This window comes from Microvirga sp. BF8 (genome assembly GCF_059888585.1).
The window spans coordinates 2,627,353-2,652,525 of the sequence record NZ_CM187619.1 but is presented as its reverse complement, the minus strand read 5'-3'; the positions used below and the strand labels follow the sequence as shown (position 1 = coordinate 2,652,525).

Sequence of the window (25,173 nt, the reverse complement as noted above, 5' to 3'; positions counted from 1 at the left end):
GTCGTGTGTGCCTGCTCGACAGGCGGCGCATCCGGAAGGGGAGAGGGTCATGTCCGAAGACTGGGCAGCCGACGTCAAGAAATATGTCCCGAATGCCGATGACAAGGCGATCGCCGGAATTGTGAGGCATTGTGGAATCTCGCTTCAGAAGCGGGATTCCGCGCTCGTTGCATTCTCGGACAAGGACGAGGTCGCGCGGGTACGCGAGAACTTCTTGAAGAAAAAACTCGGGTTGACCAATCCCGATTCCGATCTCGACAAGGCGATCGCGCAGGTCGGCGAAAAGCTGAAGGGTGACCGGACCAAGAACCGGGTGACGGTCTATTACATGCTCGCCGAGCAGTTCGGGAAACTGTCCGCCTTTTCATAGGCCGCGGGCACCGCATCCCGGACGAAGGCGGGGAAGCTCTCCGGCGAGGGAACCGGGCGCGTCGCGCCCGATTCACGCATTCCGTCAGGGGCAGGAACGACGACCGCGCGACGTGCGGCCTAATCCTCCTGCATCTTGAAGCGGTTGAGCCCCTTGAGCACGAAGGGCAGCACCAGGGCGATGAGGGCGATGCCGAGCAGGGTCGCCGAAATCGGGCTCTGCAGCAGGACCATCGGGTCGTTGAGGCTGATCGAGAGCGCGCGGCGGAGCTGTGCCTCCGCGATCGGCCCGAGGATCAGCCCGACCACCACCGGCGCGATCGGGTAGTCGAACCGCCGCATGAGGAAGCCGAGGACACCGAAGGCGCCGAGCATCGTCAGCTCGACCACGGACGGCTTGGCTGCGATGGTACCCATGGTGGCGAAGACCAGGATGCCCGCATAGAGCCACGGCTGCGGAATCGCGAGCAGCTTCACCCAGAGCCCGACGAGCGGCAGGTTGAGCACGAGCAGCATCGCATTGGCGATGAAGAGGCTGGCGATCAGGCCCCAGACGAGCTCCGGCCGCTCGGCGAAGAGCAGGGGGCCGGGATTGAGGCCGTACTGCTGGAACCCGGCGAGCATCATGGCCGCCGTGGCGGAGGTCGGCAGGCCGAGCGCCAGGAGCGGCACGAGCGTGCCGGCCGCGGAGGCGTTGTTGGCGGCCTCCGGCCCGGCCACGCCCTCGATGGCGCCCTTGCCGAACTCCTCCGGATACTTCGTCAGCCGTTTCTCGGTGGAGTAGGAGAGAAAGGTGGGGATCTCGGCGCCGCCGGCGGGTAGGGCGCCGATGGGGAAGCCGAAGAGCGTGCCGCGGATCCAGGGCCACCAGGAGCGCTTCCAGTCCTCCTTCGTCATCCACAGCGAGCCGCGCACAGGCTCGACGACCTCTTCCTGGATGTGGCGCCGGGAGGCGACATAGAGCGCCTCGCCTACGGCGAACAGGCCGACGGCGAGGGTCGTGACCTCGACGCCGTCGAGCAGTTCGGGGACGCCGAAGGTCAGGCGCGCCTGACCGGTGAGCTTGTCGATGCCGACGAGTCCGAGGGCGAGGCCGATGAAGAGGCTCGTGAGCCCCCGGACGGGAGAATCGCCGAAGGTGGCGGAGACCGTGACGAAGGCCACGCACATCAGGGCGAAATAATCCTCGGGGCCGAACCGCACTGCGAGCTCGACGAGGGTCGGCGCCAGGAAGGCGAGGCCGAGGGTCGCGATGGTGCCCGCGACGAAGGAGCCGATGGCCGAGGTCGCGAGGGCGGGGCCGCCGCGGCCGGCCTTGGCCATCTTGTTGCCTTCGAGCGCCGTCGCCATGGAGGCGCTCTCGCCGGGTGTGTTGATGAGGATCGCGGTCGTCGAGCCGCCATACATGCCGCCGTAATAGATGCCGGCGAACATGATGATCGAACCGCCCGGATCGAGCTTGAAGGTGATGGGCAGGAGGAGCGCGACCGTGAGTGCCGGGCCGATGCCGGGCAGCACGCCGACGGCGGTGCCGAGCAGCACTCCGATCAGCGCGAAAAGCAGATTCATCGGCTGGATCGCGACCGTCAGGCCGTGGGCGAGGGCGAAAAGCGAATCCATGGCGTTACGCTCCGATCAGACGCTCGAGGGGGCCCATCGGAAGGCTCAGGGTCAGGAGCTTGGCGAACAGGACATAAATCACGAGGCCCGCCGCGAAGCCGATCGCGAGATCGGTGAAGAAGGCGCGGCGTCCAAAGGCGGCCGAGGTGCAGGCGAACAGGATCGCCGTGGCCGGGATAAAGCCGACATTGAACTTGATACAGGCGATGAGCAGGGCCAGCCCGCCGACGATCAGGACGATGGGCTTCCAGTCGAGGGTCTCCCGCTCGGGCAGATCGCCGCGAAAGGCGGAAATCGCGTTGCCCAGGCCAAGGATTGCAAGGCCCACGGAAACGACGATCGGCATCGCCTTGGGTCCCACACCATAGACGGAGGAAAGCTGGAGGGTGCTCATGTCCAGCCAGATCGTGCCGGCAAGAACGAAGAGGAGCAGGGCGATGAGGAGTCCCGCCTTGTCGACGCGCCTGGGGGTTCGTGTCGTCATTGTTCTTTTTCCTAAAAAGAAGCGCCGCACGGGGCGGCGCTTCCAAACGTCGATCCGGGCTGTCCTTTTATGACTTCACGAGGCCGACCGAGGTCAAGACCTCTTTCGTGCGGATCTGATCGTCGGCGAGGAACTTGGAGAAGGCGTCGCCCGACTGGTAGGCGTCGTCCCAGCCCTTCTGCTTCAGGATCTCGGTCCACTCCTTGGACGAGTGCATCTTGTCCATGGTGTCGGTGAGAGCCTTCTTCTGCTCGGCGGTGATGCCGGGAGGAGCCACGACCGCGCGCCAGTTGGCGATCTCGAGGTCGATGCCCTGATCCTTCAGGGACGGCATCTCGGCGGTGCCTTTGCCGGCCGGGGTCGTCAGGCCGATGAGGCGCAGCTTGCCCGCCTTGATCTGGCTTTCGAACTCGCCATAGCCGGAGATGCCCGCGGTGACCTTGCCGCCCAGGATCGCCGCAAGGGACTCACCGCCGCCCGAGAACGGGATGTAGTTGATCTTCGTCGGATCGGCTCCCACGGCCTTCGCGAAGAGCGCGACGGCGATGTGGTCCACGCCGCCGGCCGAGCCGCCGGCCCAGGTGACCTTCGCCGGGTCGGCCTTCACGGCCGCCGCAAGGTCCTTGGCGTCCTTGATCGGGGAGTTGGCGGGGACGACGATGGCCTCGTACTCGCCGGTCAGGCGGGCGATGGGGGTGGTCTGGTCGAGGGTCACCGGCGACTTGTTGGTGAGCAGCGCGCCGACCATGACATAGCCCATGACCATGAGCTGGGTGCCGTCGCCCTTGGCGCCGTTCACGAACTGGGCGATGCCGATGGAGCCGCCGGCGCCCGGAACGTTGGTGACCTGGACGTTCTTGACGATCCCAGACTGGGTCAACGCCTGCTGCATGGAGCGGGCCGTCTGGTCCCAGCCGCCGCCCGGCGCCGCAGGAGCCATGATCTTGAGCTCCGACTGGGCCGAAGCCGTTGAGACAAGACCCGCGACGGCAGCCGCGGCGAGCATGCCCCGCCAGAGTCCCTTGCGATACTGGCTCATTCTGTTTCCTCCGATACACGAGATTTGGCGCGGTCGCTCTGCGAGCCTACACGCTGGGGCGGACGGTAAAGGCGGAAATTCGAAGCTGCAAGCGCTTGCTGCTTTATCGATGTTGAACCTTCGCGTAAGAGCCTCGCCATGACGATTCACGCTCCGGCCTCCGCCGAAGGATCCTCGACCGGCGCCCGGGCCCCCGTGGCCGAGGGGCTGTGGCGCGCCGCCATGGCGGCGCTCGCCCTCATGCCGGTCGGGATGGCGGTCGCCCATCGCTCCAGCCCCGCGTTCCTGGGGCTCGCAGCCGTCTTCGCCCTCGCGGCGGTCGTCGCGGAGGGGCGACTCCCTGACTTCGCCGACAAGGCACTCGCGGCACTGAGGTCTCCACTCGGTCTCGCGGCCCAGGGTTTCCTCGCCTGGTGCCTGGTCTCCGTGAGCTGGAGCGAGTTCAAGGGCGTCTCGATCTCAGCCTTCGGCGAGTTCGCGATTTCCGTCGCGGGCGGCTTCATACTCGCCGTTGCGCTGCCCGAACGGATGACCCGAGGCGCCTTCTGGCTTCTCGCCGCAGCCTCGATCCTGGCCTGCGGCATGATGCTCTTCGAGCTCCGGACCGGGCTCGCCCTGCGCCGGTCTCTGGGAATGCGCTGGCACAGTTTCATCTTCAACCGTCCTGTCCTCACCCTTCTCTGCCTGACCCCGGCGGTGGCCGCCTGGATGCTGGCCCGGATCCGCCATGGCTGGGTGCTCAGCCTGGGCTTCGCGGCGCTGGCCCTCGTCACCATGGCCCATTCGGAAAGCGGCGCTTCGGTGCTCGGGTTCGCCGCCGGCCTTGCCACGTTCCTGGCGGCGCTCGCGGCCCCGAGGGTCACGGCGCTCCTCGCCGCCATCGCGTTCGTGGCCGTGACGGTCGCGGCGCCGTTCCTCGGACAGATCACGGACCGGATGATTCCGCCCAGTGTCCATCAGGAGCTTGCCGACGATCATTCCCGCGACCGGGTCGACATCTGGCTCAGCTTCGGCGAGGCCATCCGGCAGCAGCCGGTCTTCGGCGCGGGCTTCGGCGTCAGCCCGCGCCTGCGCGACACGTCGGTGGCCGAGCGCGTCCCGACCGAGGACGAGACCCTGCTCGGGGTCGGCCATCCCCACAACGCCCTGATCCAGATCTGGGTCGAGCTCGGTGGCGTCGGAGCACTTCTCGTCCTGGCCGTGATCCTCCTGCTCTTGCGGCGCATTGCGCGGCAGCGCCGGCTGGTCGCGGCCGCGTCACTGTCGCTCCTGGGGGCTGCGTCGGCGGTCGCCATGGTCGGCCATGGTGCCTGGCAGGGGTGGTGGGCGGCCTCCATCGGTGCCGCTATCGTATGGATCCTGGCTGCGCGCCGGAAAGAACTGGAGACCAGACCATGAGCAATTACGACGTCGATCTGTTCGTCATCGGCGCCGGGTCGGGGGGCGTGCGGGCGGCACGGGTCGCGGCGGGCTACGGAGCCAGGGTCATGGTCGCGGAAGAGTACCGTGTCGGCGGCACCTGCGTCATCCGCGGCTGCGTTCCCAAGAAGCTGATGGTCTATGCCAGCCGCTTCCCCGAGGAATTCGAGGAGGCTGCCGGGTTCGGATGGACCTTCTCCCAGCTCCGCTTCGATTGGGAGACCCTGACCCGCAACCTGCACAAGGAGGTCGACCGGCTGGAGGGTATCTACCGGGCGAATCTGGACAAGGCCGGCGTCGAGGTCGTCGACAGCCGCGCGGTGATCGTCGATCCGCATACGGTGCGCATCCTTGCGACGGGGAAGGAGGTCCGTGCCCGATACATCCTCGTGGCGGTCGGAGCCCATCCCGTCATGGGCCCTGCGATCCCCGGCGGCGAACTCGGCATCACGTCGAACGAGGTCTTTCACCTGAAGGAACTGCCGAAGCGCATCCTCGTGGTCGGCGGCGGCTATATCGCGGTCGAGTTCGCGGGCGTCTTCGCAGGGCTCGGCAGCGAGGTCACGCTCCTCCATCGGGGCGACAAGCTCCTGCGCGGCTTCGATGAGGACATCCGCGATGTCCTGGCCGATGCCTATCGTCATCGCGGCATCGATCTCGCGCTGGAGCGGACGGTCCACCGCCTCGACCGGGAGGGGGACGGCATCGCGGCGACCCTGAACGACGGCTCGGTCCTGAGGATCGATCAGGTTCTCGTCGCCACCGGCCGGCGTCCGAACACGGCCGATCTCGGCCTCGAACAGGCCGGCGTCAGCCTGGACGAGGCCGGCGCGGTCATTGTGGACGGCTATTCGCAGTCGATCGTCCCCTCGATCTACGCGGTCGGCGACGTGACCAACCGTGCGAACCTCACCCCCATCGCCATTCGCGAGGGCCATGCCTTCGCCGATACGGTGTTCGGCGACAGGCCAACCATGGTGGACCACGACCTGATCGCGACCGCGGTGTTCTCGACTCCCGAAATCGGCGTCATCGGCTGCAGCGAGGCGGCCGCGCGCGAGCGCTACGGCGAGGTCGACATCTACAAGACCTCCTTCCGCCCCATGAAGGCGACGGTCTCGGGCAGCGCCGACCGCGTGCTGATGAAGCTCGTGGTGGAGAAGGCGACCGACAAGGTGGTCGGCGTCCACATCCTCTCCCACGATGCGGGCGAAATGATCCAGCTCGCCGGCATCGCCGTCACCATGGGCGCCACCAAGGCCGATTTCGATCGCACCATCGCGGTCCACCCGACAGCCGCGGAGGAGCTGGTGACGATGCGGGTACCCTTCGTGGTGAAGAAGCCGGTCGATGTGGGGTAGGCCCGGGACCTGCCCCCATCGCTCCGGGGATGGTCCGAAAGGACCAGGCCCACTATCGCCGGGCCTTACGAATGGGGCGCGGCAGCTGCCGCCGCTCTTCAACCTGCATCGTTGGTGATTATGGGTTCCGGGCCCGCACCTTTGGTGCGTCCCGGAATGCCAGCGTGAGGGGATCACCCTCCGTCATTCCGGGGCGAGCGGAGCGAGAGCCCGGAACCCAGAACCACGACGGTTCAAGGTCAGAGGGGGACGGCCGCCGCCGCACCCTTCCGGTAAAGCTCGGCCGCTATGGGACCCGGAATGACAGCTTGCCCAGCGCGACCTCTCCGCACTCGCCTTTTTGTTTATGTCGTGTATAGGTGCCCGCTCGTGCCGCTTGTTGCGGTGAACGACAGGGATATTCGAACGACACGGGGAGTGTGTCATGACCGAGCGGTGGACGCCCGATAGCTGGAGAAACAAGCCGATCCAGCAGGTCCCGGCCTATCCGGACCTTGAGGCGCTTGGAAACGTCGAGCGGCAGCTCGCCGGGTTTCCGCCGCTGGTTTTTGCAGGCGAGGCCCGCAAGCTGAAGCGCGCCTTGGGCAAGGTGGCCAAGGGCGAGGCCTTTCTCCTCCAGGGCGGCGACTGTGCCGAGAGCTTCGCCGAGCACAACGCCGACAACATCCGCGATTTCTTCCGCCTGTTCCTCCAGATGGCGGTGGTGCTGACCTTCGCAGGCAGCTCGCCGGTCGTGAAGGTGGGCCGCTCGGCCGGCCAGTTCGCCAAGCCGCGCTCTTCCGATACGGAAACGGTGGGCGGCGTCGAGCTGCCGAGCTACCGGGGCGACATCATCAACGATATCGAGTTCACCCCGGAATCGCGCGTCCCCGATCCGCGCCGCCAGGTCGAGGCCTACCGCCAGTCGGCAGCGACCCTGAACCTGATCCGCGCTTTCGCGACCGGCGGCTACGCCAATCTCGAGAATGCGCATCGCTGGATGCTGGGTTTCGTGAAGGATTCGCCGCAATCGTCGCGGTACCGCGAGCTGGCCGAGCGCATCACCGAGAGCATCGACTTCATGCGGGCCATCGGTGTTGATCCGGAGACGCATCCCGAGATGCGATCGACCGACTTCTACACCAGCCACGAGGCCCTGCTGCTCGGCTACGAGCAGTCTCTGACCCGGGTCGATTCCACGACCGGCGACTGGTACGCCACCTCCGGCCACATGCTCTGGATCGGCGACCGGACCCGGCAGGACGACCATGCCCACGTGGAATACATGCGCGGCATCAAGAACCCGATCGGCCTCAAATGCGGCCCGTCGCTGACGCCGGAAGGGCTGCTCAGGCTCATCGACAAGCTCAACCCCGAGGACGAGGCGGGACGCCTCACGCTCATCTGCCGCTTCGGGGCGGGCAAGGTCATCGACCATCTGCCGGCACTCGTGCAGGCCGTGAAGCGGGAAGGGCGCACCGTCGTATGGTCCTGCGATCCCATGCACGGGAACACGATCAAGGCGGCGTCGGGCTACAAGACCCGGCCGTTCGAGCGCATCATGAGCGAGGTCCGCGACTTCTTCGCCGTCCATCAGGCCGAAGGCACCTATGCGGGTGGCATCCATCTCGAGATGACCGGCAAGAACGTCACGGAATGCACCGGCGGCGCCCGCGCGCTCACGGATGCGGACCTGATGGACCGCTACCACACCTATTGCGACCCGCGCCTCAACGCGGAGCAGGCACTGGAGATCGCCTTCCTGACCTCGGAAATGGTCAAGCAGGAGCGCCAGGGCCGGGAGCGGCCGGACGCGGTTGCCGCCGAATAAAGGTTTGCTTCACAGGCGGATAAAAAAGAGGGGCGCTTTCGCGCCCCTTTGCTTGAAGTGAGGGTCTTTGGAGGTCGGCTATTCTTCTCAGTGCAGATAACCGAGGAAGAAGAGAATAAGAATAATCGGCAGCGGAATGCCGATGAGCCAAAGTAAGCCACCTTTTAACATCGCTGTCTCCGTACGTTTCGTGGGAGGACAACGAACTAAGCTGTGCCGGGTTCCCTCTAAGCTTGGCGTATTTGCCGGATCAGGCCCGACGGCAATCGCCGCCTGCCAAATGAACATCCATTGCTCCCGCCCACCCCGGAGGGTGGCGACGGACACGGACGAAGGCGTGGGGAAACCGCGCCCCGCGGATTGCTGAGCCGCAGGCTGCGCGCTACATGCGAAGCGTCATGGCTCAGAACATTCTCAAGATCGCCCTCGCGCAGCTCAACCCCATTGTCGGCGACGTGGCCGGCAACGAGGCGAAGGCCCGTTCCGCACGGGCGGAAGCGGCCCGGCTCGGCGCCGATATCGTCATGTTCACGGAACTGTTTCTCGCCGGCTATCCGGCCGAGGACCTGGTCCTGAAGCCCGCCTTCCAGGATGTCTGCCGCGCCGCGCTCGAGCGGCTCGCCCGCGAGACCGCGGATGGCGGGCCCGCGATGCTGATCGGGCTTCCCTGGCGGGACGACGGCAATCTGTACAACGCCTATGCGCTGCTCGACCAGGGCGCCATCGCCGTGCGGTTCAAGGTCGATCTGCCCAATTATGGCCCCTTCGACGAGAAGCGCATCTTCGAGCCGGGCCCGCTTCCCGGCCCCGTGAATTTCCGCGGCATCCGGTTGGGACTTCCGATCTGCGAGGATATCTGGTCCGGCGACGTGGTGGAATGCCTCGCCGAGACCGGCGCCGAGATCCTCCTGGTGCCGAACGGCTCACCCTATTGGCGCGGCAAGACGGAGGAGCGGTTCAACATCGCCGCCTCGCGCGTCACGGAAACCGGCTTGCCGCTGGTCTATCTCAACGAGATGGGCGGGCAGGACGAACTGGTCTTCGACGGCGCATCCTTCGCCCTCAATGCCGATTGCGCGCTGGTCTGCCAGCTGCCGGCCTATGAGGAAACCGTTGCCCTCACTGTCTGGGAGAAGGGCGAGGAGGGCTGGGCCTGCCGGGATGCGCCGCTGGTCACGGTCGAGGAAGGCGAGGAGGCGGACTATGCCGCCTGCGTGCTCGGCCTGCGCGACTACGTGGAGAAGAACCGGTTCCCCGGCGTGGTGCTCGGCCTCTCGGGCGGCATCGACTCGGCCCTCTGCGCCGCGATGGCGGTGGACGCCCTGGGAGCGGATCGCGTCCACTGCATCATGCTGCCCTACCGCTACACGTCGAGCGAGTCGTTGCAGGATGCGGAGGCCTGCGCCAGGGCCCTCGGTGTCCGCTACGACACGGTTCCGATCGCGCCCGCCGTCGAAGGCTTCGAGGCATTGCTTCAGCCGCTCTTTGCCGGAAAGCCCCGGGACATCACGGAGGAGAACCTCCAGAGCCGCGCCCGCGGCACGATCCTGATGTCGATCTCGAACAAGTTCGGGCCGATGGTGGTGACCACGGGCAACAAGTCGGAAATGTCGGTCGGCTATGCCACCCTCTACGGCGACATGAATGGCGGTTTCAACCCGATCAAGGATCTCTACAAGATGGAGGTCTATCGCCTCTCGGCACTGCGCAACCGCTGGAAGCCGAATGGGGCGCTGGGCCCCGACGGCATCGTGATCCCCGAGAACATCCTCTCGAAGGCCCCGAGCGCGGAGCTTCGCGAGAACCAGACGGACCAAGACTCGCTGCCGCCCTATCCGGTTCTCGACGACATCCTGCGCGGCCTCGTGGAGGACGAGCTGCGGGTCTCGGAGATCGTCGCACGGGGGCATGACCTCGAGACGGTCAAGAAGGTCGAGCGGCTGCTCTATCTCGCCGAATACAAGCGCCGCCAGTCGGCCCCCGGCGTGAAGGTGACCCGCAAGAATTTCGGCCGCGACCGCAGGTATCCGATCGTCAACCGCTTCCGCGACCAGGGGCTGGTGGCGCATCGCCCCGACGAGGCCCTGGAGCGCGCGACGGCGAAGCCGCGGCAGGCCTCGGTGGATGTGTAGCCAGAACTGTCACTCCGGGACCTTGCACCGTTATATTCCGCGCCCGGCGCTGCGCGTTGTCCCGCGATGACAGGGGATGCGCCGCCCACCCCTTGCGCCGACACCCGCCCTTCGCCATAGGGTTGATCCCATGTCCAAGCCCATCGTCCGCTTCGCCCCGTCCCCGACCGGGCACATTCATATCGGCAACACCCGCGTCGCCCTGCTCAATGCGCTCTTCGCACGCCGCGAGGGCGGCACGTTCATCCTGCGCTTCGACGACACCGATCTCGCGCGCTCGAAGAAGGAATATGCCGACTCCATCGAGACGGATCTCGCATGGCTTGGAATCCCGCCGGATGTGGTGGTGCACCAGTCGGAGCGGTTCGAGCTCTACGACGATGCGGCGGAGCGGCTGAAGGACCTCGGCCGGCTCTATCCCTGCTACGAGACGCCGGAGGAGCTCGAATTCCGCCGCAAGCGCCAGCTCGCCAGGGGCCTGCCGCCGATCTACGACCGCGCGGCGCTCAAGCTGACGGCCGAAGACCGCGCGGCGCTGGAAGCCGAGGGCCGGCGGCCCCATTGGCGCTTCCGCCTCGATCACGAGACGGTCGCCTGGGACGACCTCGTGCGCGGCCCCGCCCATGTGGATTGCGGCTCGCTGTCCGATCCGGTTCTGGTGCGCGAGGACGGAACCTATCTCTACACGCTCCCCTCCGTGGTGGACGACATCGCGCTGAAGGTCACCCACGTGATCCGCGGCGAGGACCATGTCACCAATACGGCGGTGCAGATCCAGATCTTCGAGGCCCTCGGAGCGAAGGTGCCGACCTTCGCCCATCACAGCCTGCTCATCACGGCGAGCGGGGAGGGGCTCTCGAAGCGCCTCGGCCACCTGTCGGTCCGGAGCCTGCGCGAGGCCGGGCTCGAGCCGCAGGCGGTCGCGTCGCTCGCGGTCCTGGTCGGATCCGCCGAGGCCGTGCGTCCGGTCGCGGACCTCGACGAGCTGGCGCGTCTCATCGACTTCTCCCACATTTCCCGCGCACCCGCGAAGTTCGACGAGCATGAGCTCGACCAGCTCAATGCCCGCCTGATCCACGAGATGCCCTACGAGGCGGTCCGCAGCCGCCTCGCCGCCCTCGATGCCGACGGAGGCGAAGCCTTCTGGTTCGCCGTGCGCGGCAACCTGACGAAGGTGGCGGAGGCCGCCGAATGGTGGGTCGTGGTGCAAGGGCCCATCGTCCCGATCATCACCGAGCGGGCCTTCATCGAAACGGCGCGAGACCTGCTTCCGCCCACGCCCTGGGATGGCGGGACCTGGAAAACCTGGACCGATGCCGTGAAGGCCGCGACCGGCGTGAAGGGCAAGGCCCTGTTCATGCCCCTGCGCATGGCGCTCACCGGCCTCGACCACGGCCCGGAGCTCGGCGCGCTGCTGCCGCTCATCGGTCCCGAGCGGGCGAGGGCGCGGCTGTCAGGGGAGGCGGCTTGAGAGGCAACCGACCCGTCATTCCGGGGCGAGCGAAGCGAGAGCCCGGAACCTATAACCGCTAGCGAGTGAAGCCTGTGCGCAGCGTTAGCCGCTGCGTTCTGATCGACATCGTGCGCGTTTATGGGTTCCGGGCCCGGCCCTTTGGGCCGTCCCGGAATGACCGTGGGGAGGTGTCAGAGCCCCGCGCCGCTCTTCAGGAGCTTGTAGACCATCGAATCCGTCAGGGCCTGGAACGAGGCGTCGATGATGTTGGGAGAGACGCCGATGGTGGTCCAGCTGTCGCCTTTCCCATCCGAGAACTCGATCAGCACGCGGGTCACCGCGTCCGATCCGCCCTGGTAGATGCGAACCTTGTAGTCGATCAGCTCGAGGTCCTGGATCAGGTCCTGGTACTTGCCCAGATCCTTGCGGAGCGCCACGTCGAGGGCGTTGACGGGGCCGTTGCCTTCCGCCGCCGAAATCAGCACTTCGTCCCCCACCCGCACCTTCACGATGGCCTCGGAGGCGGTGACCATTTCGCCGACCGCGTTGAAGCGGCGCTCCACGTTGACCGAGAAGCGCTCGACCTGGAAGAAGGCGGGCACCTCGCCGAGCATGCGCTTGACCAGGACGTAGAAGGACGCGTCCGCGCCTTCGAAGGCGAAGCCCTCCGCCTCCTTGCGCTTCACTTCGTCGAGGATGCGCGACACCCTCGGATCACCCTTCTCGAAGGTGAAGCCGAGACGTTTCAGCTCGGCCAGGATGTTCGACTGCCCGCCCTGGTCTGAGACCAGGACCTTGCGGATGTTGCCGACGCTTTCCGGGACCACATGCTCGTAGGTGCGCGGATCCTTCAGCACGGCGGAGGCATGGATGCCGGCCTTGGTGGCGAAGGCGCTGGCGCCGACGAACGGGGCGTGGCGGTTCGGCTGCCGGTTGAGGATCTCGTCCACCTGGCGCGAGAGATGCGTGAGTTCGCCCAGCGCCTCGTCGGAGACCCCGAGATCGAAGCGGGAGGCATACCCGTCCTTCAGCTTCAGCGCCCCGATGAGCGTGACGAGGTTGGCGTTGCCACAGCGCTCGCCGAGCCCGTTCAACGTGCCCTGGATATGGCGCGCGCCCGCCTCCACGGCGGCGAGCGAATTCGCCACCGCGCAGCCGCAATCGTCATGGGCATGGATACCGAGATGCGCACCCGGCACCGTCCCGGCGACCGCCGAGACGATGACCGACACCTCGTGGGGAAGCGTGCCGCCATTGGTGTCGCAGAGCACCACCCAGCGCGCGCCGGATTCGTAGGCCGTTCTCGCGCAGGCCAAGGCATAGTCGGGATTGGCCTTGTAGCCGTCGAAGAAATGCTCGCAATCGACGATGACCTCGCGGCCCTTCTCGCGTGCCGCACTGACGCTGTCGCGGATGCCGGCGAGGTTCTCCTCCAGCGTCGTCTCCAGGGCCACATGGACGTGATAGTCCCAGGACTTGGTGACGAAGCAGATCGCATCGGCCTGCGCCTCGAGCAGGGTCACGACACCGGGATCGTTCGACGCCGAGCGGCCGGGCCGCTTCGTCATGCCGAAGGCGGTGAACTTGGCGTTCCGCGTGCGCTTCTCGGAGAAGAAGGCGGTATCGAGCGGGTTCGCGCCTGGATAGCCGCCCTCCACATAGTCGACGCCGATGGTGTCGAGGAGGCTGGCGACCGCGCGCTTGTCCTCGAGGGAGAAGTCGACCCCAGTCGTCTGCGCACCGTCGCGCAGGGTCGTGTCGAAGAGGTAGACGCGTTCACGGGTCATGACGAAAGGGTCCTGTCCTCGGGCGACCCGAGACGCTTTTCCATGGTGGTGTTGCCGAGCCATTCGTCCCCGAGGGTCACCGTGTTGCGGCGCTGCGCCTCGAAGCCGTGCTTTTCGAAGAACGGCCGGGCGTTGTCGCTGGCATCCGCGACGAGACGCTTGGCGCCGCGCGCCGTGGCGAGTTTTTCCACCGCGTCGTAGAGCATCGAGCCGATGCCCTGTCCCGCCACGGCTGGGTGGACGTAGAACAGCGCGATCTGCTCATTGTCCTCGAGCGCGATGAACCCGACGGGGGAACCCTCGACGGTGGCGACGAGGGTGAGCCCGCCCGCGAGAAGCTCGACGAACTCCTCCTCCTCCGCCACGGCGGCCCAGGCCTCCTGCTGGCCCTCGCTGTAATCCTCGCCCGTCAGCTCCTCGACGCTGGCCTGGAGGATCCCGGCAAGCAGCGGCACGTCGGCGGGCAGGAACGGCCGCAGGCCGGGTTTCGGCAATGATTGTCCCATCAGCGTGCAACCTCCCAGGTGGTGGTGCCGTCCTTGTTGTCCTTGACCACGACGTTGAGGGCGGCGAGCTCGTCGCGGATGCGGTCGGACTCGGGCCAGTTCTTCGCTGCGCGGGCTTCCTTGCGCGCGGCGATGAGTGTCTCGACGGTGACAGGATCGACCGCAAGCGACGCCTGGCGGCGCGCCTTCCAGGCTTCGGGGCTGTCGGCCAGGAATCCGAGGCTCCGGAGATTGGCGGCAAGCTCCGTGTGCGCACCCTTGCTGTCGAGAGCATGCAGCTCGGCCATCATCCGCGGCGTGTTGAGATCGTCGGCGAGCGCCTCGACGACTGGCGCGGAGAGGGCGGCGGTCTTTCCGTCTCCCGCCATGCCGTACCAGCGGTCGAGTGTCTTCTCGCTCTCCTCCAGCCCTCTCACCGTCCAGTCGATGGGCTGGCGGTAATGGGTGCGCAGCATGTTGAAGCGCAGCACCTCGCCTGGCCAATCCTGCAACAGGTCATGGATCGTGAAGAAGTTGCCGAGCGACTTCGACATCTTCTCGCTTTCCACCTGCAGGAAGCCGTTGTGCATCCACACATTCGCCATGCGCGGCATGTCGAAGGCGCAGCAGCTCTGCGCGATCTCGTTCTCGTGGTGGGGGAAGACGAGGTCGATGCCGCCGCCATGGATGTCGAAGGTTTCACGCTCGGCCGGATCGCTGCAGGCGAGCCGCGTCTCGAAAGCCTTCACGAGATGCCGCCAGGACATGGCCGAGCATTCGATATGCCAGCCGGGGCGCCCCGGCGTCGCGATGCCGGCGGGGGACGGCCAGGCCGGGTCGTGCGGGCCGGAGGGCTTCCAGAGCACGAAATCCATCGGGTCGCGTTTGTAGGGTGCCACATCCACCCGGGCACCGGAGAGAAGCTCGTCGAGCGAGCGGCGGGAGAAGGCGCCGTATTTCGGTACGTTCGGCAGGTTCTGCATGGCCGCGACGCTGAAGAGCACGTGGTCCTCGGCCACATAGGCGGCGCCGCGGGCGATTAGCCGCTCGATGATCATCCTCATCTCGGCGATATGCTCGGTGGCGCGCGGTTCGACGAAGCGGGGGGGCTGGCCGGCTTCGTTCACGTCCTCCGGCATCAGGACGCCGAGTGCGCGGATATCGGCGTGGAACTGGTCCTCGGTCTTCCGGGTGACGAGGCGGATCGCCTCGTTATGGGGCAGGTCCGGATAGTCGCGCGCGGCCCGCGCATTGATCTTGTCGTCCACATCCGTGATGTTGCGCACATAGGTGACCGCTTCCGCTCCGTAAACGTGCCGCAGGAGCCGGAAGAGGAGGTCGAAGACGATGATCGGGCGCGCATTGCCGATATGGGCGTAGTCGTAAACGGTCGGTCCGCACACGTAGAGGCGCACGTTCCTCTCGTCGATCGGGACGAAATCGTCCTTCGACCGGGTCAACGTGTTGTAGAGCCGAAGCTTCGACGCCATGAAACCATACCTCTTCAGGCCGCAGGCCGGAGGATGGTTTCGATCTTGGAATGAGAACGAGACGGCTCCAGCCAGCGGGTGCGCTAGCTGCAAATAATCCCGGAAATGAGGATCGCTGCCGTTCTCATGCCTCGATCAATGCCTTCTCCGGCCGTCTTCGTCAAGGTTCCCTTCCGATAGGCAGAATTTATTTGCAATTTTGGCGGAAACCCGCATGAGGACAGCGCGTTAGCGGTTTATTCACGTCCCATCGTGACAATGGTTCACGAGTTCCAAGTAGTGAGGTCTACATGCGCCGTGCATATGCCATGCTCGGGTTGGGTACTGCTATGTTCGTGGCGGCGACGGTGTCGCTGACGCTTCTCCCCAACGGCACCCAGGCCTCCTCGACGGAGGCCACCTTCATCGTTCCCGCCGCGGACGGATACGGCGTCGCGGAATGCCTGGTCACCGGGCATACCTGCGGACAGGCCGTGGCCGATACCTGGTGCGAGGCGCAAGGGTATGCGCGCGCGGTGTCCTTCCGCCAGACCACGCCCGACGAGGTGACCGGCTCCGTCCAGAAGGTCTCGATCGCGACGCAGGAGCTTCTGCCCGTCGCCATCACCTGCGCCAACTGACCCTGCTACGCTGTCGTTCCGGATGGCCGACGGCCAGTCCGGAACCCATAAACGCGACGGTTCAAGGAAAGCCGCTGCGTCCTATCCTGAATTATGCCCGGGCTTCGCTGAAGCGGCCCCGAAAGGACAGGGGCAAACCCGCGGTTCCACGAATCTTATCCGGTCACCCACTCCCCGCATTTCGGCGGCTGCTCGCTGCCCCAGGGCATGAGCGGCACGCTCGAGGTCGAGTTCTTGGGCGAGCCTTCGATGGGGCGGTCCGAATAGACCATGTAGACCAGGGTGTTGCGCTTGGCGTCGCAGCCGCGGACGATGTGCATGCGCTTGAAGATCAGCGAGCGCCGCTCGCTGAACACCACATCGCCCTGCTCGAACTTCCTCTTGAAGCGCACCGGCCCGATCTGGCGGCATGAGAGGGAAATATCGGAGACCTCCTCTGCCACGCCGAAGGTGCCCGAGATCCCGCCCCGCTCCGGCGTCGTGTAATGGCATGCCACGCCCTCGATGTCCGGATCGTCGATGCCATAGACCGCGAGCTTGTCGTTCGGGGTCAGGGCGCGCCAGACCGTGGACTTCTTGAAGATCACATCCGGCTCCTGTGCGGCAGCGCCGGAAACGGCTCCCAGCATCAGGGCGGCGGCCAGGGCAAAGCGGGCGAACATGACAACTCTCTCCAATGGTCAAGCTGCTATGTGGGGATCCCGGGCGAATTTGGCGAGGGTTGCTCTGCGTGAAGGCGGCAGATGCGGATCCTGTGGCCGGCGCGGTCATTTGCTCCGACGGTCGTATGAGGGTACATGCTTTTCCAACGGTCTCGCCGTAAAAGGGATTCTTCTGCAGCGGGGATGATGTCCGTTTCCCGGTGACGGGCAGGGCGATCATCACATTAGGGTCAATTTCACGACGTCATTTGACCCCCAATGCGGGGCAGGGACGGCTTGAACGATTATCGGTTTCGCGACGCTCATAATGGCAAAGACATCTTTTCTCCGCTCCCTCGTCGCCGTTGCAGCCTTTCTGGCCGCCGGCGGAACCGCGGTTGCGCAATCCGCTGAATGCCAGCGGTTCCGCGCCGAATTGGCGGCCCTCGAACGGAGCGGCGGCCGTTCCAGTTCGGGCGAAGCGGAGAACATGCGCGTCGAGATCGGCCGCCTGGTCGGGTATTACCGGTCCATCGGCTGCGAGCGCGGCCCCCTCGGCTTCCTGGCCGGGCCGCCGCCGGCGGAATGCGGCGCCATCTCCCAGCGGATCCGTCAGATGGAGGCGAACTTCGCCCGGCTCTCGGCGCAAAGCTACGATTCGGGGGATTTCGAATTCCGCCGGCGCCAGCTCGTGGCGGCGGTGCAGCAGAGCTGTGCCGTGGACCAGCCGCGAGGCTTCTTCGAATCCCTTTTCGGCCCGCCCCGCGGTCAGCAGCCGCAGCCTTCCGAGATCATGCCCGAAGGGCAGCCGATCATCACCGAGGAGCAGCATGCCTATGGTGGCCGCAAGCTCATCTGCGTCCGGACCGGCGACGGCTCCTTCTTCCCGTTGAGCGTCTCGCCCGGCGGGCGGGAGGGCGCCAATGAGATGTGCCAGGCCCTCTGCCCCGAGACCGAGACACTCGCCTTCGCCTATCCGGGCGGCGACGATGGGCTCAACCGGGCCGTTTCCGTTTCCGGCAACCGGCCCTACAACTCGCTGCCCAATGCCTTCAAGTTCCGTAAGAACTTCGACCCGGCCGTGGCGTGCAAGAAGGACAGCGAGAGCTGGGCCATCGTGCTGCGCCGGGCCGAAAGCATGCTCGAGCAGCGCAAGGGCGACGTCATCGTGACCGCCGAGAAGGCGGAGGAGATGTCGCGGCCGAAAGTCGTCCAGGCCCGCAAGGCGGTCGAGAAGAAGACCGACGAGGAGGCCAAGGCCGCCGCCGAGACAGCCGCTGCGGCGCCCACCGCCAGCAAGGAATCGGCGGGTATCGGCCCGAAATCCATCGAAACCGGCAAGGTCGTGACCCAGAGCGAGGGCGGCAAGCGCGAGGCCGTGCTGAGCGATGGCAAGAAGCACAGTGTCCGCGTGATCGCTCCCGAACTGATCCCGGTGCCGAACGCGAACTGAGGCACTGGAAAGTGGCGGCTGCGCCTCCCCTGTCATTCAGGGACAGCTCGAAGAGCTGGGCCTGGAATCCATAGCCGGTGCGCCTGACGAGAAGCGCGCAACCGCACCCCTGGCCCGTCATTCCGAGCCGTCCCGGAACGACAGCGTGAGGGGATCACCCTCCGTCATTCCGGGCGAGCCCAGCGAGAGCCCGGACCCATCAACTCTATCGGCTCAGGATGACGGGCGACGACAGCCGCTGCTCCATTCTCACAAAGCTCACAGCTTATCGATTTCCCCACATCGCGTGGCCCTTCGGGTCGGACTGGCCTTCGGCCATCCGGAATGACAAGGTCTTAGAGCAAATTCCTAGAACTGCTGCTCGATCATGTCCTCGTTGGCGACGACGCCGACCCGGCGGGCCGAGGCCTCGAGCATGGGGATGACGTCCTCCACCTGCTCGGCCACCAGGTAGTTGAGCTCCAGTCCCGGCCGGATGAAGCCCTCGTTGCGCATATGGGCGAGGAGACTGAGCAGGGGCCTCCAGAAGCCTTTGGTGCTCAGCATCAGGATCGGCTTCGTGTGCCGCCCGAGCTGGGCCCAGGTCATCTGCTCGACGAGTTCCTCCAGGGTCCCGATGCCGCCGGGCAGGGCGACGAAAGCGTCGGCCTTCTCGAACATCAGCCGCTTGCGGGTGTGCATGTCGGGGACGGTGATCGTTTCCTGGACCGCGTCGAGGAGCTTTTCCCGGGACTTCAAGAAGTCCGGGATGATGCCCGTGACGTAGCCGCCATGGTCGAGAACGGATTGGGCAATGGTGCCCATGAGGCCCACATTGCCCCCGCCGTAGACGAGACCAATGTCCTGTTCCGCCATCGCGCGGCCTAATGCCGCCGCATTTTCAGCAAAAACGGGGTCGTCTCCGAAACCGGAGCCGCAGTAGACGCAAATGGATCTGATCGCAGTCATTCGATGAATATCGGAAAATTGGGGGCTATCCCCCGTTGAGTCGTAAGGCATTACGAATATTCCTTATGGCCGTAGCCTTTTGAAAGATAAACAGGTTTAATGCACGAAAGTGCCAATAACGAGAAAAGGCATCATGGCGGACGTGAAGCAGGCTAGGGGGACAATCGCCATTCTCGGCGCAACGGCGGTCGCCGTCGTGCTGGCCCTTTTTGGTGTTCTGAACTGGACCGGCGGCGAAATGACGACAAGCGCCGACAAGGCCGCCCCCACGCCGGCCACCCAGGGACAAGGACAGGGGCAGGCCAAGCCGCAGAACCAGGCCTCTTCACAGCCGGCCGCGCCGCCGGCAGCCGATCCCGGGGCTAAGCCGGCCGATGCAAAGGCCGCCGGCCCGATCGCCCCGTCCTTCGACATCGTCCGCGTCGAGCCCGGTGGAGACAGCGTCATCGCGGGCCGGGCGGCCCCCGGTGCGACGATCGAGCTCCTCAGCGACGATCAGGTCCACGCCCGGAGCGTGGCCGACGCCTCCGGCCTGTTCGCCATCACGCCGCCGCCATTCCCCTCCGGCTCCCATCAGATCATCCTGCAATCCATCGCGCCGGACGGTACGCGCCAGCGCTCCCGCGAAAGCGTGACCGTGGCGATCAACGGCGATGCCCGGCCGCTCGTGGCTCTCGCCGCGCCGGACAAGCCTACGGTCCTCCTGTCCAATCCTGAGATGCCGGCGTCCAAGGCTGCCGATGCGGCTCCTGCCGCAACGCAACCTCCGAAGCAGGCGGGCGCCGAGCCCCCGGCTGTCCAGGCGGCCCCTTCGGCCCAGCCGGCTTCCCGGGCGGAGATCAAGATCACCAGTGTCGAATCCGAGCCGGGCAGGCTCTACGTGTCGGGTCAGGCGGCGCCGGGTGCCACGATCCGCCTCTATCTCAACGAGACCCTGGTCGCACCGGGCGGTGCAGGGGCGGACGGGAAGCTCTCCTTCGCCATTGCCAGCGGGGTGAAGCCTGGCGATTACCGGGTGCGGCTCGACGATGTCGACCCGGTGTCGGGGCAGGTGAAGTCCCGCGCCGAAGTGGCCTTCAACGTGCCGGTCGAGACGGCCCAGAGCCAGGCCGCAGCGAACGCTGACAGGCCGGCCCGCGACCAGCCCCCTGCGGCGTCGGCGATGCCCCAGGCCGGCACAGGCAGCCGCATGGCTTCGGCCCTTCCCGATGCTCCGGTGCCGCCGAGCACGATCGTCGTGCCCAATATCGATACGGCCATCGTCTCCCGTGGCGACAGCCTGTGGCGGATCAGCCAGCGCATCTATGGCCGGGGCATGCGCTACACCGTGATCTACGGCGCAAACCAGAAGCAGATCCGCGATCCGGACCTGATCTATCCCGGCCAGGTGTTCGTGCTGCCTGCGGACCAGGCCAGGCAGACGAACTGATCCCGCACGGAGAGAGGTCGCCGCACAGGGCAGGGTGAATTCGTCCCGCCGATGGCTTATATGCAAGTCCGGCAGCTTCATCGGATTCTCGTCAAAATGTCCTCTTCGTCAGCGTCCTCCCCGCGCGAGGCCGCGAAAACAACGCCCGGCTTCGTGACCACCGTCAACCGGCTGTGGCCCTATCTCTGGCCTCATGGCCGGCGCGACCTGCAGATGCGGGTCTTCCTGGCATTCGGGCTGCTGCTGGTGGCCAAGGGCGCGACGATGATCACGCCCTTCGCCTTCAAATGGGCCACCGACGCCCTCGTGGCCGTCACCTCCGGGACCCAGGGGGCCGAAGCTGCGGCCACCGCCGGATCGTGGCTGTGGCGCGCGCCGATCCTACTGACCGTGATCTACGGCTTCACCCGCATCCTCATGGCGGTGCTGACCCAGGTCCGCGACGGGCTTTTCGCCAAGGTCGCCATGCATGCGGTGCGCAAACTCGCCATGCAGACCTTCGAGCACATGCATCGGCTTTCCCTGCGCTTCCACCTGGAGCGCAAGACCGGCGGCCTGACCCGCGTGCTCGAGCGTGGCCGCAACGGCATCGAGGAATTGTCGCGCCTGGCGGTTCTGACCCTGATCCCAACCATCGTCGAGTTCGCCCTCGTGCTCGGCATCCTTGCCTGGCAGTTCGACTGGCTCTATTCCGTCGTCGTCTTCGTGATGGTGGTGATCTACCTCGCCTATACCTATCAGGCCACGCAGTGGCGGATTTCGATCCGCAAGCGCATGAACGAGTCGGATGTCGACGCCAACACCAAGGCGGTGGATTCGCTCCTCAACTACGAGACGGTGAAGTATTTCGGCGCCGAGGCGCGGGAGGCGATCCGCTACGACCATTCCATGGAGCGCTTCGAGAAGGCCTCGACGCAGACCTATACCTCGCTCGCCGTGCTCAATGCGGGGCAGGCGGTCATCTTCACCATCGGCATGACCGTCGTCATGATCCTCGCCGCGCGGGACATCATGGCGGGCCGCACCTCCATCGGCAGCTTCGTGCTGGTCAACGCCATGCTGGTGCAGCTCTACATTCCGCTGAACTTCATGGGCATGCTCTACCGCGAGATCAAGCAGGCGCTCATCGACATCGACGACATGTTCCGGATCCTCGACAGCAATCCCGAGATCGAGGACAGGCCCGATGCCAAGCCCCTGCACGTCGCGGACGGCGTCGTGCGCTTCGACAACGTGCATTTCGCCTACAATCCGGACCGGCCGATCCTGAAGGGTGTCAGCTTCGAGGTCCCGGCCGGGCACACCGTCGCCATCGTCGGCCCATCCGGCGCCGGCAAATCGACCATTTCGCGCCTGCTGTTCCGCTTCTACGAGCCGACGAGCGGGCGCATCCTCATCGACGGGCAGAACATCGCCGACGTGCAGCAATCTTCGCTCCGCAAGGCCATCGGCATGGTTCCGCAGGATACAGTGCTGTTTAACGACACCATCGGCTACAACGTGCAATACGGTCGCTGGGACGCAGCGGCGGAAGAGGTGAGGGAGGCCGCCCGGCTTGCCCAGATCGACCGTTTCATCGGCCAGTTGCCGGAAGGCTACGAGACGCCCGTGGGCGAGCGGGGCCTGAAGCTGTCCGGTGGCGAGAAGCAGCGCGTCGCCATCGCCCGGACCATTCTGAAGGGTCCTCCGATCCTCGTCCTGGACGAGGCGACCTCGGCCCTCGACTCCTTCACCGAGAAGGAGATCCAGGACGCCCTCGACCGGGTCAGCCGCGGGCGAACCACCCTCGTCATCGCCCATCGCCTGTCCACCATCATCGGCGCGGACGAGATCATCGTCCTGGACCACGGGCGCATCGTCGAGCGCGGCACGCATGCCAGCCTGCTGGCGCAGGGCGGCATCTATGCCGCCATGTGGAACCGCCAGCGCGAGGCGGACGAGGCGCGGGAGACTCTCAAGCGCGCCGAGGAGGAAGAGCGCAGCACCGAGAGCGTGGCGGGTTGACGGAACCCGCCGCCCCTGCCATCCCCCTGTTCGTCACAGAGGCCTGAGGAAGAATGTCCGATATCCTGGAATCGATGCGCCGCATCCTCGTCCCGATCCACAAGGAGGGATATCCCTTCATCCTGATCGCACTGATCGCGACGATCCTGCTGGCCATGCTGTGGTCGCCGCTGGGCTGGGTCGGTACGATCCTCACAGTCTGGGTCTGCTACTTCTTCCGCGACCCGCCGCGCGTGACGCCGATCCGCGACGGCCTCGTGGTGTCGCCCGCCGACGGGCGCGTGAGCCTCATCACCACCGCCGTCCCGCCGGCCGAACTCGACCTGCCCCACGAGCCGATGACCCGGATCTCGGTCTTCATGAACGTGTTCGACTGCCACGTGAACCGCTCTCCCGTGGCCGGTCGCATCGTCCAGATTCTCTACACGCCCGGCCTTTTCCTCAATGCGGAACTTGACAAGGCGAGCGAGGACAACGAGCGCAGCGCCCTCGTCATCGAGACTGGAAACACGCGGATCGGCGTTGTCCAGATCGCCGGCCTCGTCGCCCGCCGCATCGTCTCCTTCGTCAAGACCGGCGATGCCCTGAGCCCCGGCGAGCGCTTCGGCCTGATCCGCTTCGGCTCGCGGGTGGACGTCTATGTCCCGCTCTCCACGCAGGTGCTCGTGGGCCTCGGCCAGACGGCGATTGCCGGAGAGACAGTGCTCGCGGATATCTCGGCCCATGAACCGGCCCGGCAGTATCGGGTGGGTTAGGGGCGCCTTGCCGCCCCTGTCCGCACCCCCTACAACCTTCCCATGAGCGATCTTTTCCCCCCCTTCGCGCCCGATCCGGACGAACCGCGCAAGCGGCTCTTCAAGCCGGTGCCGTTTCGCGTCATCGTGCCCAACATCATCACGCTGGTGGCGCTGTGCTTGGGGTTGACGGCCATCCGCCTCGCCTATGAGGGACGGCTGGAGCCGGCGGTCTTCGCCATCATCGTGGCGGCGGCGCTCGACGGGGTCGACGGGCGGGTGGCGCGCATGCTGAAGGGGACCTCCCGCTTCGGCGCCGAGCTCGATTCGCTCGCCGATTTCGTCAATTTCGGCGTGACCCCGGCGCTCGTGCTCTACAGCTTCGTCCTGCACGAGCTGAAATCGGTGGGCTGGATCGCGGTCCTGGTCTTCGCCATCGCCATGGTGCTGCGGCTCGCCCGCTTCAACGTGATGCTCGACACGCCGAACCGGCCCGAATGGCAGAAGAACTTCTTCACGGGGATGCCGGCGCCCGCCGGAGCCATCACGTCGCTGCTGCCGATCTACCTGCATTTTCTCGGCGTGCCGGTCGTCGGCGCCTCGGTGGCGCCGGTGGTTCTCGTCTACCTGCTCGGGCTCGCCTTCCTGATGGTCTCCACCATCCCGGTCTATTCGGGCAAGACCATCGGCAAATACGTGCCGCGGCATTGGGTGCTGCCGATCTTCGTGCTGTCGGTGGCGGCCTTCGGCCTCCTTGTCAGCTTCCCGTTCGAGATGCTCACGGCGATCACGATTCTGTTCCTGGCGACGATCCCGATCAGCGTCATGCGCTACCGGCGATTGGAGCGCCAGGAGGCGGAGTCGATGGCCGAGCCCGAGTTGCCTCTGCCGGACGCTTGAATCGAAGCCTCACGGTTCCATGTTGTGGCGGGCGCAGGTCCCCTATGACCGGCCCGCCTGTCTCGTCGAAGGGGCCCCTGAGCCCGCAAGAGTGTGGAGAATATCGTGGCGTCCTCAACCGAGATGTCGACATCGGGCTGGCATCCGAAGCTCGTCCTGGCTTCCGCATCGCCGCGCCGCCTGGCCCTCCTGCAGCAGGCCGGGATCGAGCCCGATGCGCTTCTTCCGGCGGATGTGGACGAGACGCCGTTGAAGTCCGAGAATCCCCGCGAACTCGCCAAGCGCCTGGCGCGGGAGAAGGCCGAGGTGGCCCGTCGCACGGCCCGCGGGCGCGAGGATTTGCGGGAGTCCTTCATTCTTTCGGCCGATACGGTGGTGGTGGCCGGCGGGCGGATCCTTCCCAAGGCGGAAGTGGTGGACGAGGCAGCGGCCTGCCTGCGGCTCCTCTCGGGCCGCGCGCACCGGGTCTATACGGCCATCTGCCTCGTGACACCGAAGGATGCGGTGCGGATCCGCATGGTCGAGACGAGGGTCCGCTTCAAGCGCCTCTCCAGGGACGAGTTCGAGCGCTATCTCGCCTCCGGCGAATGGCGCGGCAAGGCAGGCGGATACGCCATTCAGGGGCTCGCAGGCACCTTCGTGGTGAAGCTCGTCGGCTCCTATTCCAACGTGGTGGGGCTGCCCCTCTACGAGACCGTCGCCCTGCTCGACGGGGAGGGTTATCCCGTCCGCTTCAGCTGGCTCAATGCCGCCTGAAAAGCCTGTAGGGACACGCATGAACCCGGCCAACGAGAACAAGCCCAAGGCCGTCGCCGGCAAGTGCCCGATCTGCGGCAAGCCGACCGATCCCGACTACAGGCCATTCTGCTCCAAGCGCTGCGCCGACGTGGATCTCCAGCGCTGGTTCTCCGGCCGCTATGCCATCCCCGCCGTCGAGGACGACGAGGACCGCGACGAGAACGACAGGGAATCCTGAGTCGAAAAAATTTCCTCGA

Annotated in this window: 23 protein-coding genes; 14 read left to right on the top strand and 9 right to left on the bottom strand. The window is 66.0% G+C overall.

What is annotated here, in order from left to right; genetic code table 11:
* Nucleotides 1-49: 49 nt before the first annotated feature.
* Entirely contained in the window at nt 50-370 is a 321-nt protein-coding gene (locus tag AC522E_RS12615) for a DUF2853 family protein (RefSeq protein ID WP_500746613.1), read from the top strand.
* A gap of 119 nt (nt 371-489) precedes the next feature.
* On the opposite strand, the gene AC522E_RS12610 is transcribed toward AC522E_RS12615, so the two are convergent.
* The 3 genes from AC522E_RS12610 to AC522E_RS12600 all read right to left on the bottom strand — a co-directional run bounded on the left by AC522E_RS12610 (nt 490) and on the right by AC522E_RS12600 (nt 3,512).
* On the bottom strand, nt 490-1,989 hold the full coding sequence (locus tag AC522E_RS12610) for a tripartite tricarboxylate transporter permease (protein ID WP_500746612.1): 1,500 nt from the start codon (nt 1,987-1,989) through the stop codon (nt 490-492).
* Between the two features lie 4 nt (nt 1,990-1,993).
* Nucleotides 1,994-2,473 carry a tripartite tricarboxylate transporter TctB family protein gene (locus tag AC522E_RS12605; protein WP_500746611.1) on the bottom strand — a complete coding sequence of 160 codons (480 nt, stop codon included), beginning with the start codon at nt 2,471-2,473 and terminating at the stop codon, nt 1,994-1,996.
* 67 nt (nt 2,474-2,540) lie between these two features.
* A complete protein-coding gene (locus AC522E_RS12600; RefSeq protein WP_500746610.1) occupies nt 2,541-3,512 on the bottom strand; it encodes a Bug family tripartite tricarboxylate transporter substrate binding protein in 972 nt (323 codons plus the stop codon).
* Between the two features lie 138 nt (nt 3,513-3,650).
* On the opposite strand from AC522E_RS12600, the gene AC522E_RS12595 reads away from it, so the two are divergent.
* The 3 genes from AC522E_RS12595 (at nt 3,651) to AC522E_RS12585 (ending at nt 8,102) form a co-directional block, all read left to right on the top strand.
* Entirely contained in the window at nt 3,651-4,910 is a 1,260-nt protein-coding gene (locus AC522E_RS12595) for an O-antigen ligase family protein (RefSeq protein WP_500746609.1), read from the top strand.
* The gene (gor, locus tag AC522E_RS12590) at nt 4,907-6,292 is read left to right on the top strand and encodes a glutathione-disulfide reductase (RefSeq protein WP_500746608.1); all 1,386 of its coding nucleotides are present in this window, start codon (nt 4,907-4,909) and stop codon (nt 6,290-6,292) included. Before AC522E_RS12595 ends, gor begins: the two co-directional genes overlap by 4 nt.
* Before the next feature lie 424 nt (nt 6,293-6,716).
* Nucleotides 6,717-8,102 carry a class II 3-deoxy-7-phosphoheptulonate synthase gene (locus AC522E_RS12585; RefSeq protein ID WP_500746607.1) on the top strand — a complete coding sequence of 462 codons (1,386 nt, stop codon included), beginning with the start codon at nt 6,717-6,719 and terminating at the stop codon, nt 8,100-8,102.
* An 87-nt stretch (nt 8,103-8,189) separates the two neighbouring features.
* Here AC522E_RS12585 and AC522E_RS12580 read toward each other — a convergent pair whose 3' ends face one another.
* The gene (locus AC522E_RS12580; protein ID WP_500746606.1) at nt 8,190-8,390 is read right to left on the bottom strand and encodes a hypothetical protein; all 201 of its coding nucleotides are present in this window, start codon (nt 8,388-8,390) and stop codon (nt 8,190-8,192) included.
* Between the two features lie 110 nt (nt 8,391-8,500).
* Between AC522E_RS12580 and AC522E_RS12575 the strand changes: the two genes are divergently transcribed.
* Both AC522E_RS12575 and gltX read left to right on the top strand, forming a co-directional pair.
* Nucleotides 8,501-10,234 carry an NAD+ synthase gene (locus AC522E_RS12575; RefSeq protein WP_500746605.1) on the top strand — a complete coding sequence of 578 codons (1,734 nt, stop codon included), beginning with the start codon at nt 8,501-8,503 and terminating at the stop codon, nt 10,232-10,234.
* A gap of 130 nt (nt 10,235-10,364) precedes the next feature.
* Nucleotides 10,365-11,705 carry a glutamate--tRNA ligase gene (gene gltX, locus AC522E_RS12570; protein ID WP_500746604.1) on the top strand — a complete coding sequence of 447 codons (1,341 nt, stop codon included), beginning with the start codon at nt 10,365-10,367 and terminating at the stop codon, nt 11,703-11,705.
* A 173-nt stretch (nt 11,706-11,878) separates the two neighbouring features.
* Here the strand turns inward: gltX and cimA are convergent, their stop codons facing one another.
* The 3 genes from cimA to cysS are packed head-to-tail and all read right to left on the bottom strand — an operon-like array spanning nt 11,879 to nt 15,449.
* Complete coding sequence (gene cimA / locus AC522E_RS12565; RefSeq protein WP_500746603.1) at nt 11,879-13,474, bottom strand: citramalate synthase; 1,596 nt, start codon at nt 13,472-13,474, stop codon at nt 11,879-11,881.
* On the bottom strand, nt 13,471-13,980 hold the full coding sequence (locus AC522E_RS12560; RefSeq protein WP_500746602.1) for a GNAT family N-acetyltransferase: 510 nt from the start codon (nt 13,978-13,980) through the stop codon (nt 13,471-13,473). The genes cimA and AC522E_RS12560 overlap by 4 nt, the downstream gene beginning before the upstream one ends.
* Nucleotides 13,980-15,449, bottom strand: a complete 1,470-nt coding sequence (gene cysS / locus AC522E_RS12555; protein WP_500746601.1) for a cysteine--tRNA ligase — start codon at nt 15,447-15,449, stop codon at nt 13,980-13,982. Before cysS ends, AC522E_RS12560 begins: the two co-directional genes overlap by 1 nt.
* Before the next feature lie 290 nt (nt 15,450-15,739).
* Between cysS and AC522E_RS12550 the strand changes: the two genes are divergently transcribed.
* The gene (locus tag AC522E_RS12550) at nt 15,740-16,069 is read left to right on the top strand and encodes a hypothetical protein (protein ID WP_500746600.1); all 330 of its coding nucleotides are present in this window, start codon (nt 15,740-15,742) and stop codon (nt 16,067-16,069) included.
* Nucleotides 16,070-16,224: 155 nt separating this feature from the next.
* Here the strand turns inward: AC522E_RS12550 and AC522E_RS12545 are convergent, their stop codons facing one another.
* Nucleotides 16,225-16,731, bottom strand: coding sequence for a CreA family protein (locus AC522E_RS12545; protein WP_500746599.1), 507 nt, complete (start codon nt 16,729-16,731; stop codon nt 16,225-16,227).
* A 307-nt stretch (nt 16,732-17,038) separates the two neighbouring features.
* Here AC522E_RS12545 and AC522E_RS12540 point away from each other — a divergent pair, with 307 nt between their 5' ends.
* The gene (locus tag AC522E_RS12540; protein ID WP_500746598.1) at nt 17,039-18,163 is read left to right on the top strand and encodes a DUF2865 domain-containing protein; all 1,125 of its coding nucleotides are present in this window, start codon (nt 17,039-17,041) and stop codon (nt 18,161-18,163) included.
* A gap of 348 nt (nt 18,164-18,511) precedes the next feature.
* Here AC522E_RS12540 and AC522E_RS12535 read toward each other — a convergent pair whose 3' ends face one another.
* Nucleotides 18,512-19,111 (bottom strand): LOG family protein, encoded by a 600-nt coding sequence (locus AC522E_RS12535; protein WP_500746597.1) that lies wholly within the window; start codon nt 19,109-19,111, stop codon nt 18,512-18,514.
* 133 nt (nt 19,112-19,244) lie between these two features.
* On the opposite strand from AC522E_RS12535, the gene AC522E_RS12530 reads away from it, so the two are divergent.
* From AC522E_RS12530 to AC522E_RS12505, 6 genes are all read left to right on the top strand, one after another.
* Entirely contained in the window at nt 19,245-20,540 is a 1,296-nt protein-coding gene (locus AC522E_RS12530; protein ID WP_500746596.1) for a LysM peptidoglycan-binding domain-containing protein, read from the top strand.
* Nucleotides 20,541-20,636: 96 nt separating this feature from the next.
* Complete coding sequence (locus AC522E_RS12525) at nt 20,637-22,544, top strand: ABCB family ABC transporter ATP-binding protein/permease (protein ID WP_500746595.1); 1,908 nt, start codon at nt 20,637-20,639, stop codon at nt 22,542-22,544.
* Nucleotides 22,545-22,597: 53 nt separating this feature from the next.
* A complete protein-coding gene (locus AC522E_RS12520; protein ID WP_500746594.1) occupies nt 22,598-23,299 on the top strand; it encodes a phosphatidylserine decarboxylase in 702 nt (233 codons plus the stop codon).
* A gap of 42 nt (nt 23,300-23,341) precedes the next feature.
* A complete protein-coding gene (locus AC522E_RS12515; RefSeq protein ID WP_500746593.1) occupies nt 23,342-24,178 on the top strand; it encodes a CDP-alcohol phosphatidyltransferase family protein in 837 nt (278 codons plus the stop codon).
* Nucleotides 24,179-24,301: 123 nt separating this feature from the next.
* Nucleotides 24,302-24,934, top strand: a complete 633-nt coding sequence (locus tag AC522E_RS12510) for a Maf-like protein (RefSeq protein WP_500750674.1) — start codon at nt 24,302-24,304, stop codon at nt 24,932-24,934.
* 19 nt (nt 24,935-24,953) lie between these two features.
* On the top strand, nt 24,954-25,154 hold the full coding sequence (locus tag AC522E_RS12505; protein ID WP_500746592.1) for a DNA gyrase inhibitor YacG: 201 nt from the start codon (nt 24,954-24,956) through the stop codon (nt 25,152-25,154).
* Nucleotides 25,155-25,173 lie beyond the last annotated feature (19 nt).

Coding starts and splice junctions, on each gene's coding strand:
- AC522E_RS12535 (WP_500746597.1), bottom strand. CDS start 19,111: ATGACTGCGATCAGATCCATTTGCGTCTACTGCGGCTCCGGTTTCGGA.
- AC522E_RS12580 (WP_500746606.1), bottom strand. CDS start 8,390: ATGTTCATTTGGCAGGCGGCGATTGCCGTCGGGCCTGATCCGGCAAAT.
- cimA (WP_500746603.1), bottom strand. CDS start 13,474: ATGACCCGTGAACGCGTCTACCTCTTCGACACGACCCTGCGCGACGGT.
- AC522E_RS12585 (WP_500746607.1), top strand. CDS start 6,717: ATGACCGAGCGGTGGACGCCCGATAGCTGGAGAAACAAGCCGATCCAG.
- AC522E_RS12545 (WP_500746599.1), bottom strand. CDS start 16,731: ATGTTCGCCCGCTTTGCCCTGGCCGCCGCCCTGATGCTGGGAGCCGTT.
- AC522E_RS12505 (WP_500746592.1), top strand. CDS start 24,954: ATGAACCCGGCCAACGAGAACAAGCCCAAGGCCGTCGCCGGCAAGTGC.
- AC522E_RS12510 (WP_500750674.1), top strand. CDS start 24,302: ATGTCGACATCGGGCTGGCATCCGAAGCTCGTCCTGGCTTCCGCATCG.
- AC522E_RS12600 (WP_500746610.1), bottom strand. CDS start 3,512: ATGAGCCAGTATCGCAAGGGACTCTGGCGGGGCATGCTCGCCGCGGCT.
- AC522E_RS12595 (WP_500746609.1), top strand. CDS start 3,651: ATGACGATTCACGCTCCGGCCTCCGCCGAAGGATCCTCGACCGGCGCC.
- AC522E_RS12605 (WP_500746611.1), bottom strand. CDS start 2,473: ATGACGACACGAACCCCCAGGCGCGTCGACAAGGCGGGACTCCTCATC.
- AC522E_RS12520 (WP_500746594.1), top strand. CDS start 22,598: ATGTCCGATATCCTGGAATCGATGCGCCGCATCCTCGTCCCGATCCAC.
- AC522E_RS12515 (WP_500746593.1), top strand. CDS start 23,342: ATGAGCGATCTTTTCCCCCCCTTCGCGCCCGATCCGGACGAACCGCGC.
- AC522E_RS12525 (WP_500746595.1), top strand. CDS start 20,637: ATGTCCTCTTCGTCAGCGTCCTCCCCGCGCGAGGCCGCGAAAACAACG.
- AC522E_RS12610 (WP_500746612.1), bottom strand. CDS start 1,989: ATGGATTCGCTTTTCGCCCTCGCCCACGGCCTGACGGTCGCGATCCAG.
- AC522E_RS12615 (WP_500746613.1), top strand. CDS start 50: ATGTCCGAAGACTGGGCAGCCGACGTCAAGAAATATGTCCCGAATGCC.
- cysS (WP_500746601.1), bottom strand. CDS start 15,449: ATGGCGTCGAAGCTTCGGCTCTACAACACGTTGACCCGGTCGAAGGAC.
- AC522E_RS12540 (WP_500746598.1), top strand. CDS start 17,039: ATGGCAAAGACATCTTTTCTCCGCTCCCTCGTCGCCGTTGCAGCCTTT.
- AC522E_RS12550 (WP_500746600.1), top strand. CDS start 15,740: ATGCGCCGTGCATATGCCATGCTCGGGTTGGGTACTGCTATGTTCGTG.
- AC522E_RS12530 (WP_500746596.1), top strand. CDS start 19,245: ATGGCGGACGTGAAGCAGGCTAGGGGGACAATCGCCATTCTCGGCGCA.
- gor (WP_500746608.1), top strand. CDS start 4,907: ATGAGCAATTACGACGTCGATCTGTTCGTCATCGGCGCCGGGTCGGGG.
- AC522E_RS12560 (WP_500746602.1), bottom strand. CDS start 13,980: ATGGGACAATCATTGCCGAAACCCGGCCTGCGGCCGTTCCTGCCCGCC.
- gltX (WP_500746604.1), top strand. CDS start 10,365: ATGTCCAAGCCCATCGTCCGCTTCGCCCCGTCCCCGACCGGGCACATT.
- AC522E_RS12575 (WP_500746605.1), top strand. CDS start 8,501: ATGGCTCAGAACATTCTCAAGATCGCCCTCGCGCAGCTCAACCCCATT.